12 protein-coding genes and 1 tRNA gene are annotated in these 11,265 nt (G+C 67.2%); 3 read left to right on the forward strand and 10 right to left on the reverse strand.

Features of this window, described 5'->3' with window-relative positions:
• The first annotated feature begins 54 nt into the window (after positions 1-54).
• Positions 55-558 carry an RNA chaperone Hfq gene (hfq, locus tag HEQ22_RS07210; protein ID WP_432770510.1) on the forward strand — a complete coding sequence of 168 codons (504 nt, stop codon included), beginning with the start codon at positions 55-57 and terminating at the stop codon, positions 556-558.
• A gap of 8 nt (positions 559-566) precedes the next feature.
• On the forward strand, positions 567-1,907 hold the full coding sequence (gene hflX / locus HEQ22_RS07215) for a GTPase HflX (protein WP_432770511.1): 1,341 nt from the start codon (positions 567-569) through the stop codon (positions 1,905-1,907).
• Here the strand turns inward: hflX and mazG are convergent.
• The 10 genes from mazG to HEQ22_RS07265 all read right to left on the reverse strand — a co-directional run bounded on the left by mazG (position 1,885) and on the right by HEQ22_RS07265 (position 10,914).
• A complete protein-coding gene (mazG, locus tag HEQ22_RS07220) occupies positions 1,885-2,667 on the reverse strand; it encodes a nucleoside triphosphate pyrophosphohydrolase (protein ID WP_432770512.1) in 783 nt (260 codons plus the stop codon). The two genes, hflX and mazG, sit on opposite strands and share 23 nt — an antisense overlap.
• A gap of 64 nt (positions 2,668-2,731) precedes the next feature.
• Complete coding sequence (locus tag HEQ22_RS07225; protein WP_432770513.1) at positions 2,732-2,908, reverse strand: hypothetical protein; 177 nt, start codon at positions 2,906-2,908, stop codon at positions 2,732-2,734.
• Positions 2,905-3,669, reverse strand: a complete 765-nt coding sequence (locus HEQ22_RS07230; RefSeq protein ID WP_432770514.1) for an MBL fold metallo-hydrolase — start codon at positions 3,667-3,669, stop codon at positions 2,905-2,907. Before HEQ22_RS07230 ends, HEQ22_RS07225 begins: the two co-directional genes overlap by 4 nt.
• Positions 3,670-3,682: 13 nt before the next feature.
• On the reverse strand, positions 3,683-4,459 hold the full coding sequence (locus HEQ22_RS07235) for a TatD family hydrolase (RefSeq protein WP_432770515.1): 777 nt from the start codon (positions 4,457-4,459) through the stop codon (positions 3,683-3,685).
• Complete coding sequence (gene metG / locus HEQ22_RS07240) at positions 4,459-6,045, reverse strand: methionine--tRNA ligase (protein WP_432770516.1); 1,587 nt, start codon at positions 6,043-6,045, stop codon at positions 4,459-4,461. The genes HEQ22_RS07235 and metG overlap by 1 nt, the downstream gene beginning before the upstream one ends.
• Before the next feature lie 38 nt (positions 6,046-6,083).
• The gene (locus HEQ22_RS07245; protein WP_432770517.1) at positions 6,084-7,073 is read right to left on the reverse strand and encodes a DNA polymerase III subunit delta'; all 990 of its coding nucleotides are present in this window, start codon (positions 7,071-7,073) and stop codon (positions 6,084-6,086) included.
• Positions 7,061-7,687 (reverse strand): dTMP kinase, encoded by a 627-nt coding sequence (gene tmk / locus HEQ22_RS07250; RefSeq protein ID WP_432770518.1) that lies wholly within the window; start codon positions 7,685-7,687, stop codon positions 7,061-7,063. Before tmk ends, HEQ22_RS07245 begins: the two co-directional genes overlap by 13 nt.
• Positions 7,684-8,904 (reverse strand): D-alanyl-D-alanine carboxypeptidase family protein, encoded by a 1,221-nt coding sequence (locus tag HEQ22_RS07255; protein ID WP_432770519.1) that lies wholly within the window; start codon positions 8,902-8,904, stop codon positions 7,684-7,686. Before HEQ22_RS07255 ends, tmk begins: the two co-directional genes overlap by 4 nt.
• 11 nt (positions 8,905-8,915) lie before the next feature.
• Positions 8,916-9,932, reverse strand: coding sequence for a septal ring lytic transglycosylase RlpA family protein (locus tag HEQ22_RS07260; RefSeq protein WP_432770520.1), 1,017 nt, complete (start codon positions 9,930-9,932; stop codon positions 8,916-8,918).
• The gene (locus HEQ22_RS07265) at positions 9,916-10,914 is read right to left on the reverse strand and encodes a lytic murein transglycosylase (protein WP_432770833.1); all 999 of its coding nucleotides are present in this window, start codon (positions 10,912-10,914) and stop codon (positions 9,916-9,918) included. The genes HEQ22_RS07260 and HEQ22_RS07265 overlap by 17 nt, the downstream gene beginning before the upstream one ends.
• Before the next feature lie 214 nt (positions 10,915-11,128).
• Here HEQ22_RS07265 and HEQ22_RS07270 point away from each other — a divergent pair.
• Positions 11,129-11,218: transfer RNA gene (locus HEQ22_RS07270), tRNA-Ser, on the forward strand.
• Positions 11,219-11,265: the final 47 nt, after the last annotated feature.

Genomic DNA, 11,265 nt, shown 5'->3' on the forward strand with positions numbered 1-11,265 from the left:
GCCGGATAAACCGGTGTCATAATGCGGCGAAGCCGCCAAGAACAGGAGGCCAATGTGTCCGATAAAAACCAGAATCTCCAGGATATTTTCCTCAACGCCGTCCGCCGCAGCAAAACCCCGGTGACGATGTTCCTCGTCAAGGGCGTCAAGCTGCAGGGCATTATCACCTGGTTCGACAATTTTTCGCTGCTGCTCCGCCGCGACGGCCAATCGCAGCTCGTCTACAAGCATGCGATCTCCACCGTCATGCCCTCGCACGATTTCGATCTCGCGCTCCTCGGCGACAATGTCCGTGAAGCACCGCCCAGCAAAGGGAAGGCGTTGCAGGACGTGTTCCTGAACGCGGTGCGCAAGTCGGACGAGTCGGTGACGATGTTCCTCGTCAACGGCGTGATGCTGCAAGGCGACATCGTCGCTTTCGACCTGTTCTGCATGCTGCTCGAACGCGAACGCCAGGTGCAGCTCGTCTACAAGCATGCGATTTCGACCGTCCAGCCGAACGGCCCGATCAACCTGACCGACAGCGGCGAAGCGGACGGCGAAGCGGGCGACGCCTGATCGATCCGATGACCGACAATGAAGACGAGGTGACGCGCGGCGCCGCGGCGCTGCTCGTCGTGCCCGAATGGCATAGCCAGAAACTGTCGCGCGACCTCGGCGCGCGGGCCGAGGAGGCGCGCGGCCTTGCGGTCGCGATCGGGCTCGACGTCGTCGCCGTCCATCCGCTGCGACTGCGCCAAACGCGCGCCGCGACGCTGATTGGGGTGGGACAGATCGATGCGATCAAGCCCGACATCGAAGCGCTCGGCGTGCAACTGGTGGTCGTCGATGCATCGCTGACCGCGATCCAGCAGCGCAACCTCGAAACCGCGTTCGGCACCAAGGTGATCGACCGTACCGGGCTGATCCTCGAAATCTTCGGCGAACGCGCCGCGACCGCAGAGGGTCGCCTACAGGTCGAACTGGCGCATCTCGACTATCAGGCGGGCCGACTGGTGCGCAGCTGGACCCACCTCGAGCGCCAGCGCGGCGGCTTCGGCTTTCTCGGCGGTCCGGGCGAAACGCAGATCGAGGCGGATCGCCGGATGATCCGCAACCGCATGGCCCGCATCCGTCGCAGCCTGGAGGACGCGCGGCGCACGCGCCAGCTACAGCGCGCCAAGCGCCAGCGTGCGCCATGGCCGGTCGTCGCACTCGTCGGCTATACCAACGCCGGAAAATCGACCTTCTTCAACCGGTTGACGGGCAGTGACGTCATGGCGGAAGATATGCTCTTCGCCACCCTCGACCCGACGATGCGCGAAATTTCGCTGCCGGGCATCGAAAAGGCGATCCTGTCCGACACCGTCGGATTCGTCTCCGACCTGCCAACGCAGCTCGTCGCGGCGTTTCGCGCCACGCTCGAGGAGGTCACGACCGCCGACCTGATCGTCCATGTTCGCGACATCGTCCATCCCGACAGCGAAGCGCAATATGACGATGTGCGCGCGATCCTCAATTCGCTCGGCGTCAACGGCGCCCAAGATGGGGAGGAGGGCGATGCCCCGCCCGCGATTCCGCAGATCGAGATATGGAACAAGATCGACACCGCCGACCCCGACCTGCGCCCGCTGATCGAAGAGATGGCGGCGCGGCGGAGTGACGTCGCGGTGATTTCGGCCGTAACCGGCGCAGGCGTCGAAGCGGCAAGGATGCTGATGGCGGCGCAACTGACCGCCGCGCACAAGGTCGACCGGATTTACCTTGCGTATGAGCAGGGCGAGGCGGCGGCTTGGCTGCATGCGCGCGGCGAGGTGCTGGGCGACGAACCGCAGGACGAGGGCCATGTGTTGACCGTCCGGCTCGACCCCGCCGACCGCGCGCGGTTCGAACGGCTCTGGCCCGCTACGACCGTTCCGACGCCTTGACCGCGGTCCAATGATCTTCCTGCGCATCGAGCGATAGCCCCGCCAGCGTCCCGCCGGCGTGCTCCTCCATCGCGGCGAAGCGGCGAGCGAATTTCACATTGGCGGCGCGCAGCGCATCCTCGGCATCGACGCCCAGTTTGCGCGCATAGTTGACTGCGGCGAACAGCAGGTCGCCGACCTCCTCGTGGCGCGCGGCGTCGCTGTCGGCGGCGGCCACTTCGGCCAGTTCCTCGACGATCTTGTCGCGCGGGCCTTCGGCGTCGGGCCAGTCGAACCCGACGCGCGCGGCGCGCCCCTGCAATTTCTGCGCACGCAGCAACGCCGGCAGCGACACGGCAACGCCGGCCAATGCGCCCGCGGGTCCGGTGGCGGCGCGCTCGGCCGCCTTGATCGTTTCCCATTGCTGGCGGACGTCGGCGGCACGCGCCGCGCCGAAGATGTGCGGATGGCGGCGTTCCATCTTGGCGGAAATCGCGTTGGCGACGTCGTCGAAGCCGAACAGCCCGGCGTCGGTTGCAATCTGGGCATGGAAGACGACCTGGAGCAACAGGTCGCCCAGCTCGTCGCAGATCGCGGCAGGGTCGCCGCCGGCGATGGCATCGGCGACCTCATAGGCTTCCTCGATCGTGTAGGGCGCGATCGTCGCAAAATCCTGTGCCAGATCCCATTCGCAGCCACCATCGGGATCGCGCAATCGCGCCATGATCGCCAGCAGCCGGTCGATGGGGGACTGGGGGGAGATGGCCGCGCCGTCGGTCATAGCTTTATCCGATAATATATATTATGTTAAATTTAGATAGAGGCAGCGCAGCACTGTGCCGCCTTCACGTCACCGCCTGCCACGTGCGGATCACCATGAACACCAACGCAAAGATCGCCGCCCACGCCAGCCCCATCTTCACCCATTGTCCCGCCGGCAGCCGACGCACGACCAGCGCGCTGACGATGAGCGCAAACGCGCCCGCAAACCAGATCAGTTCGACCGCCGTATCGCCGTTCATATCTGCACCTCCAGTCCGTCATAGCCGGGCTCGACACCGTCGGGCAATTCGGCCGCCAGATCGTCATAATCCATCGTATTGTCCATATGCGTGATGATCGCCCGCGGACTCCCGCATTTTTCGAGCGCCGCCAGCGTCATCGCCAGATGCGGATGCGTCGGATGCGGATAGCGGCGCAGCGCGTCGATGACGAACAGGTCGACGCCTTGGAAAAACTCGACCATCTCGTCGGTAAAGCGTGAAAAATCCGTCGCATAGGCGATTTTGTGCGCACCGTCGCTGAAGATCATTCCGCTCGCCTTGATCGGGCCGTGCGGCATTTCGATCGCCGATACCTCGATCGGCCCGATCGACTGATGGTCCATCAGTTCCACCGGATCGACCGATGCCGGATAACCGGCGTTGCCGGCAAAGGCGTAAGTGAATCGCCATTTCAGCGTCTCGAGGACGTGCTCGCGCCCATAGCCCGGCACCGGCGAGCCGCGCAGGTGCATGATCTGCCGCAGGTCGTCGATGCCGTGGCAATGATCGGCATGTTCGTGCGTCCACAGCACCGCATCGACCTCGCCGACCTCGGCATCGAGCAGTTGCAGCCGCATGTCGGGACTGGTGTCGACGAGCAGACGAAAACCGCCGAGCGAAATCAGGATCGAGGCCCGGCTGCGCAGATTGCGCGGATTGTCGGGGTCGCACTGCCCCCAGTCGTTGCCGATCCGCGGCACCCCCGACGAGGTGCCGCACCCCAATATTCTGACCTTCATGATGTATGTGACGTCATGGCGCCGCCTTGCTGAACAGCGCATAGAAATTGACGCTGGTCGCCGCGGCGAGCGCATCGCGGTCGTCGCCGCGCAGGGTGGCGAGAAACGCCAGCGTGTCGGCGACGAACGCGGGCTCGCCGGTCTTGCCGCGATGCGGAACGGGGGCGAGGAAGGGGGAGTCGGTTTCGACCAGCAGCCGGTCCTGCGGCACCCAGGTCGCGGTTGCCTGCAGATCGGCGGCATTCTTGAACGTCACGATGCCCGAGATCGAGATATAGAGGCCAAGCGCCAGCGCCGCCTTGGCGAAATCGTCGCTCGCGGTGAAACAGTGGATGACGCCGGGAAACGGCGCCCTCGCCATTTCCTCGCCGAGCAGCGCCAGCGTGTCGTCCTCGGCATCGCGGGTATGGACGATGATCGGCAGCTGCGTCTGCTGCGCCGCATGGATGTGGCGGCGAAAGCTGTCTTGCTGCCGCGCTCGGTCGCTCTTGTGGTAATAATAATCGAGCCCGGTCTCGCCGATGCCGATCACGCGCGGGTGCGCGGCACGTTCGACGAGTTTCGCGGTGTCGACGTCGGGATGATGGTCGGCGTCGTGCGGATGGATACCGACGCTCGCCCAGACGTCCGGGTTGGCTTCGGCCGCGGCCAGCACATCGTCCCATTCGCTCTCGCGCGTCGCGATGTTGAGCATCGCGGTGACTCCGCGGGCGCGGGCGCGCTCGAGAACGTCGCCCTGCTGTTCGACAAGTCCTTTGTAATTGAGATGGCAGTGCGAATCGACGAGCATCACGCCTCCCCTTCCCCCGCGCCGGCCCCCTCGGGCAGTTCGAGGCGCGGGAACAGCGGGGTCGGCTGGCCAAGCTTGAACTCGCTCGCGGCGAGCTTGGCGAACCAGTTGGCGTCCTGCAGCGCGACGAAATCGCGCGCGTCGGCGGCAATGCCCATCTGGTCGAGCAAAGCGTCGGCGGCGACGGGCACGACGTGGCGGATCGCGATCGCGAGGGTGCGGACGGCACGGAACAGCGTCATCAGCACCGCCCGCATCCGTTCGGGGTCGGTCTTGCGCAGCGCCCAGGGCGCCTGCGTATCGACATATTGATTGCAGGCGAACACCGCGCGCAGCCAATCCTCGATCCCGTTCGAAAAGGCGAGCTGGTCGAATTCGCGCGGCAGGCGCTCGGTCGCCATGTCGAGAATGTCGCCGAGCAGCGCCCAGTCCTCTTCATTGGCGGGATAATCGCTGGTCAGTTCGCCGCCCAGATTCTTGAAAATCATCGACAAACTGCGCTGCGCCAGATTGCCGAAACTGTTCGCGAGGTCGGCGTTGGTGGTGCGCACGATCGCCTCGGCCGAATAGGTGCCGTCCTGCCCGAAGCTCACTTCGCGGAGCAGATAATAGCGCAGCGGATCGACGCCATATTGCGCCGCGAGAGCCATCGGATCGACCACATTGCCGAGCGATTTCGACATCTTCTCGCCGCGGTTGAGCAGGAAGCCGTGACCAAAGATCTGTTTGGGCAGCGGCAAACCGGCGCTCATCAGGAAGGCCGGCCAGTAAACCGCATGAAAACGCACGATATCCTTGCCGATCATGTGGATGTCGGCGGGCCAGAAGCGCGCAAAATCGCCGTCGGACGCCGGATAGCCGATCCCCGACAAATAGGTGGTGAGCGCGTCGACCCAGACGTACATCACATGCCCCGGGCTGTCCGGCACCGGCACGCCCCAGTCGAAACTGGTGCGTGAAACGCTCAGATCCTTGAGCCCGCCCTCGACGAAGCGCAGCACCTCGTTGCGGCGGCTGTCGGGACGGATGAAATCGGGATTGTCGTTGTAGAGCGCGAGCAGCCGGTCCTGATAATTCGACAGGCGAAAGAACCAGCTTTCCTCGACCGTCCATTCGACCGCGGTGCCTTGCGGCGAGAGCTTCGCCTCGCCTTCGCCGACGAGTTCGCTTTCATCGTAGAACGCCTCGTCGCGGACCGAATACCAGCCCTCGTAGCGGTCGAGATACAGGTCGCCATTGGCTTGCATCGCTCGCCACAGCGCCTGCGACGCGGCGTGATGCGCGGCGTCCGACGTGCGCATGAAACTGTCGTAACTTATATTCAGTGCGGCATACATCTCACGGAAATATCCCGACATTTCGTTGGCCAAGTCGATCGTCGCACGGCCCTGGTCGCGCGCCGTCTGGAACATCTTCAGCCCATGTTCGTCGGTCCCGGTGACCATCCGCACGTCGCGGCCGCGGGCGCGCTGGAACCGCGCCATGACATCGGTCGCGATCGCTTCATAGGCGTGGCCGATGTGCGGGCGACCGTTGGGATAGCTGATCGCGGTGGTGATATAGAAAGGGTCGGTATTGTCGGACATGCCGGCGCCTTAGCGGCTGGGGCGCGGAAGGGAAAGCGTCAGCGTGCCGCTTCGGTCGCGCGCGGGGCCAGTTCGGCGAGGCAATTGCCGATTTCGAACCCGACCATCGCCCCGTCATATGATCCGCGCACCGCGTCGCGCACGGTGCGCTGGACGCGGTCCCATTGCTCGAGCACCGGCGCCATCTCGGCCACCGGGCGCTCGCGCGCGAGCCGCGCCAGCAGGCCCGGGACGATGTCGATCACCAGCTCGAGCCGCGCCCGATTGGCGGTGCCCCCCACCTCGCGCGCCAGCGCCTCGCGCAGCCGGTTGCCGGGGTCCCCCGACGCCGCGATGGCGAGCAGCTTTTTCTCCGTCGCCGCGACATCGCTGTCGATCAGCGCCAGCGCCTTGCCGGGGACCCCGCCCGATGCCGCGACGATCGCGCGCACCTCGGCCATGTCGAGCATCGGCCGCAGATCGTGCAGCCACGCCGTCATGGCGTCACGGTCAACCGGTTGAAACCGCAGGGTTCTGCATCGCGACCGGATCGTCGGCAGCAAGCGCCCCGGCGAATGGCTGATCAGCAGGAACAGCGTCCGCGCCGGCGGTTCCTCCAGCGTCTTGAGCAGGGCGTTCGACGCCGACGGCTCCAGATCGTCGATCGCATCGACGATGATCACGCGCCATTCGCCAAGCGAGAGCGAGAAGTGCAGCCGCGCCTTGAGGTCGCGCACCTGGTCGATCGTGATGTTGCGCGCGAGCTCCTTGCTCTTGTCCTTCGCCTGCCGCGTCAGCGGCAGGATTTCGGGGTGATTGCCCGCCGCGACCAGGCGGTCGGCGGCGGTGTCGCCGGGATCGTCGAGCGCGATCCTTGCCCCTTCCCCACCGCGGCCGTGCGTCACCAGAAAGCGCGCCGCGCGCGCCGCAAATGCCGCCTTGCCCATGCCCTGCGGCCCCGCGAGCAGCCAGCCATGGTGCATTCGCCCGGCGGTCCATGCTTCGAGGAACGCGGTCTCGGCATCGTGGTGGCCGATCATGGCAGCCATTCGGTCAGCTCCGCAAAAATCGCCGCCGTCACCGCCGCGGCGGGCGCGTCGGCATCGACGATCCGCCAGCGCGCGGGATCGGACGCGGCCATTTCGTTGAACCGCGCCACCAGCCGGGCCTGATAGTCGGCGGGCTTGCTGCCCATGCGGTCGCCGCCGCCAGCATCGCGCACGGCCAGCCGCCGCGCCGCCTCGTCGGCGCTGACGGTGAGCAGAAAGGTGCGATCGGGTAGCAAGCCGAGCGAGCCGAAACCGTGGAGCGCCAAGATATCGGCGTCGGTAATGCCGCCGCCGCCGCCCTGATAGGCGCGCGAGCTGTCGACGAATCGGTCGCACAGCACCCACGCGCCGCGCGCCAGCGCCGGGCGGATCGTCCGCGCGACATGGTCGGCGCGCGCCGCCGCAAACAGCAACGCCTCGCTGCGCGCATCCCACCGGTCGTCGCTGCCTTCCATCAGCAGCGCCCGGATCACCTCGGCGCCGGCGCTGCCGCCGGGTTCGCGGGTCGCGACAACCTCGACCCCGTGCGCGGCCAGCGCGGCCGTCAGCGCGGCGATCTGGGTCGATTTGCCGACCCCCTCCCCGCCCTCGAGGGTGATGAAGCGGCCGCTCACAGCCCGGTCAGCCGATACAGGCCAGTGCGCGTCCGCTCCCACCAGCCGCCCGTCCCGACGTCGGTGGCGGCAATCAGCGGTGTTGTCTGCGGCGGCAGCCCTGCAGGGGTGACGACCAGTTCGGCGACTCGCGCCCCGCGCGCGACAGGCGCGACCAGCGGCGCCCGGCTGCGCAGGACGGCGCGATAGCCGCCGACATGGCCGCGGGGCACCGTCATCCGCACCGCCATTCCGGTCCGCGTCGATACCGCGGGCGTCCGCCCGCCGTTGACGTCGAGCCGCCCGATGCTGGCGCCCGCAGGCACAATCTCGCGCCCTTCCCATTCGTCGAAGCCCCAGCGCATCAGCCGCTCGGCCTCGTCGCGCCGCGCGGTTTCGCTGCCCATCCCGGCGACCACCATGATCAGCCGCCGTCCTTCGCGCTTCGCCGACCCCAGGAAACAGAAACCGGCTTCTGCGGTATGGCCGGTTTTCAGGCCGTCGGCGCCGACGAACCGACCGAGGATCGGGTTGCGGTTGCGCTGGACGATCGGTTTGCCGTCGGGCGAGGTGCCGTGCTGAAGGCGGGGGATCGAGAAATAGCGCGCATAGCCCGCCGGATGGTCGCGGATCAGCCGGTCGGCGAGCGTGATCAGGTCGGCGGCGCTCACCTTCGTCACCCCGCCGTCGGGCCAGCCATTGGGGGTACCGAACCGGCTCGAGGCCATCCCAATATCGGCAGCTACATTGTTCATCCGCTTGACGAAAGCCGCCTCGCTCCCGTCGATGCCGACCGCCAGCAGCGCCGCGGCGTCATTCCCCGAAACCGTGATCAGCCCTTTCAGCAGCTCGTCGACCGACACTTTTTCGCCCGCACGCAGGAACATCGTCGAGCCGCCGGTCGACCCGTTCCATTTCTTCCACAGCGCCTCGGTCATCGTGAAGCGCTGGTCACGCGTCAGTTCGCCCTTGTCGATCAGGTCGAGCACGACATAGGCGGTCATCACCTTGGCCATCGACGCCGGGGCGAAACGCTTGTCGGCGCCGCGCGAGAACAGGATAGCCCCCGAATCGAGGTCTTTCAGCATCACGATCGGCGCCTGGGTGATATAGAGCGGGCGGCTCACCGGCGCCGCGCTGCGCTTGTCGCCCGCCGACGCCGCGGGCAGCGCGGCGACGATCGCCAGCGCGGCGAGCGCCCCCGCCCCTACCCTAATGATTGCGTGGTTACGTCGCATCCGCCCGACCGTCACCGGTCGCGCTGGACCAGTGCGTCGCGAAAGCCCTTGGCGCGCGCCTTGCCGAGCGCCGCCTGCGCGTCGCTGTCGCTGGCGAACGGCCCGATGCGCACCCGCCACAGGCTGCCAGTTCTGACCACGGTCCCGCCGACCGACTTCGCCGCGGCATTGGCACGCGCTTCGCCGCTGAACGCCGCGACCTGGACGACATAGCCACCGGCGTTGGCCGTCGCTGCCGCGGGCGCGGGCTTGGGCGCCGCCGGTGCGGCGGCAGGTTTCGGGGTGGCAGTGCGCACGGGGGCGGTGGCGCCGCTGCCCTCGACGATGAAACGATCGCCGCTCGTCGGCACCGCGGCACCGCCGGTCGCGGGCGTGGGCGTCGGCGCGCTGGCCGCGGTCGCACCCGCCACAACCCCGGCAGGAACCGGCAGCGCTTTCAGCTTGTCGCGCAGGATGGTGAGCAGCGACCCCGGCGTCGCGATGCGCGCGGGCACCGCGCCGCCCGCGCGCAGCTGCGCGCGTTCGGACATCGGCGGGTTGGTCCGCCGTACGCGCACCCCGGCCACTCCGGCTTTCAGTCCCAGCTGCTCGGCGGCGGCGCGCGACAGGTCGATCAACCGGTCGTTCGCCATCGGTCCGCGGTCGTTGACGCGGACCAGGATCGTCCGCCCGGTGTCGAGCGCGGTGACCTCGACATAGCTCGGCAGCGGCAGCGTCTTGTGCGCCGCGGTGATCGCCGCCGGGTCGAATGTTTCGCCGTTCGCGGTCGGTCGTCCGGCCAGTTCGTCGCCGTACCAGCTGGCATAGCCGACTTCGTCATAATCGCGCACGTCGACGGGCGTATAGGTGGTGGTGCCGATGGTGTAGGGCGCGCCGATCTTCACCGGGCCGTCGGCATCCACGGCGGCGGACGCCGGCACCGGCCCCGCTGCGGGACCGTTTTCGCGCTTGCCATCGAAACTGCCACATCCGCCGAGCAGCAACGCCGCTCCGGCCATCAGTCCCCCGCCCCTAACGATCGATTTCATCCGCCAGCAACCCCACAGAAAGCGCGTAAAAATTGGAACAATTGTAATCGAGTATCGCACGATAATTGCCGGTCAGCAAATAGGCCGTGTTGCCCGGCCCGTCGGGCTCGAGCAGCACCGCCTGCACCGCATCGCCCGGCCAGCCCCCGCCGACCGGCTGAACGCCATCGGCGCGCCATTCGGCCATCGAGCGCCAGCGGCTGTGGCGCCCCAGCACGCGCGGACAGCGCGTCGGCACCAGCCGCGTCGCGACGCGGGCGCGGTCGAACCCGGCGGGCACGCGCACCGCGACGCCCCACGGCTGCCCGGCGCGCCACCCGGCGCGGCGCAGATAGGCGCCGATCGATTCGATCGCGTCGGCCTCGCTCGACCAGATCCGCGCCACCCCGTCGCCGTCGCCATCCTCGGCGACGTCCAGGAACACCGAGGGCAGGAATTGCGGATAGCCAAAGGCGCCCGCCCAGCTGCCCTTCAGCACCTCACGCGGCACGCCCTTCTGGACCATTTCCAGCGTCGCGATAAATTCGGGTTCGAACAGGCTGCGGCGGCGCCCTTCATAGGCCAGCGTCGCCAGCGCTTCGGGCAGGTCGAAATTGCCGGTGACCTGGCCATAAGCGGTTTCGTGGCCGTAGATCGCGATCATGATGCTCGTCGGCACCCCGGTGCGCTGCTCGATCCGCGACAATAGCGGCAGCAATCGGTCGTGAACGCGGCGCCCGCCGCCGATCCGCGCCGCATCGACATGCTTGACCCGGTACGGCGCAAAGTTCGGGATCGGCGCTTCGACCGATGTCGGCGTGCCCAGATTGTCGCGGTCGAGCGCGACGACCCGCGCGTTATAGCGCAGCCCCGCGGTCACCCGGTCGAAGGTCGCGCGCGAAACGCCGCGCGCCTGCGCCTTCGGCCACAGCGACTGGACATAGGCGGTGAACCCCGCATTGTCGCCGGCCTGCGCGTGCAGCGGCGCCGACGCGGTGAGCATCCACGCCGAAAAAAGCGCGGTCACCAGACCCAAAAGACGACCGATTCTGAAACGTATAGCGTGCATGACGTCCCCACCCATAGAGCGTGTCTGGCACAGATGCACGCGGATTGGCCACCCCACCGCACGACCGGCCGACTCATTCGCACGGCGGGCCGAGGCCGACAGGTTTCCCTTGCCGCCTGCCCGCCAAACGTTATGGCGGCGGCAGCAAGGACAGGTGGCCGAGTGGTTTAAGGCAGCGGTCTTGAAAACCGCCGTGGGTGCAAGCTCACCGTGGGTTCGAATCCCACCCTGTCCGCCACGCCCATACTGATTTGCAAAAACGTTCGATCCTCGCGTCCCCAAAAA

It is taken from the genome of Sphingopyxis sp., from assembly GCF_050916055.1.
In the GTDB taxonomy this organism is placed as follows: Bacteria; Pseudomonadota; Alphaproteobacteria; order Sphingomonadales; family Sphingomonadaceae; genus Sphingopyxis.

Coding starts and splice junctions, on each gene's coding strand:
- hflX (WP_432770511.1), top strand. CDS start 567: ATGACCGACAATGAAGACGAGGTGACGCGCGGCGCCGCGGCGCTGCTC.
- mazG (WP_432770512.1), bottom strand. CDS start 2,667: ATGACCGACGGCGCGGCCATCTCCCCCCAGTCCCCCATCGACCGGCTG.
- HEQ22_RS07225 (WP_432770513.1), bottom strand. CDS start 2,908: ATGAACGGCGATACGGCGGTCGAACTGATCTGGTTTGCGGGCGCGTTT.
- HEQ22_RS07230 (WP_432770514.1), bottom strand. CDS start 3,669: ATGAAGGTCAGAATATTGGGGTGCGGCACCTCGTCGGGGGTGCCGCGG.
- HEQ22_RS07235 (WP_432770515.1), bottom strand. CDS start 4,459: ATGCTCGTCGATTCGCACTGCCATCTCAATTACAAAGGACTTGTCGAA.
- metG (WP_432770516.1), bottom strand. CDS start 6,045: ATGTCCGACAATACCGACCCTTTCTATATCACCACCGCGATCAGCTAT.
- HEQ22_RS07245 (WP_432770517.1), bottom strand. CDS start 7,073: ATGGCTGCCATGATCGGCCACCACGATGCCGAGACCGCGTTCCTCGAA.
- HEQ22_RS07255 (WP_432770519.1), bottom strand. CDS start 8,904: ATGCGACGTAACCACGCAATCATTAGGGTAGGGGCGGGGGCGCTCGCC.
- HEQ22_RS07260 (WP_432770520.1), bottom strand. CDS start 9,932: ATGAAATCGATCGTTAGGGGCGGGGGACTGATGGCCGGAGCGGCGTTG.
- HEQ22_RS07265 (WP_432770833.1), bottom strand. CDS start 10,914: ATGCTCACCGCGTCGGCGCCGCTGCACGCGCAGGCCGGCGACAATGCG.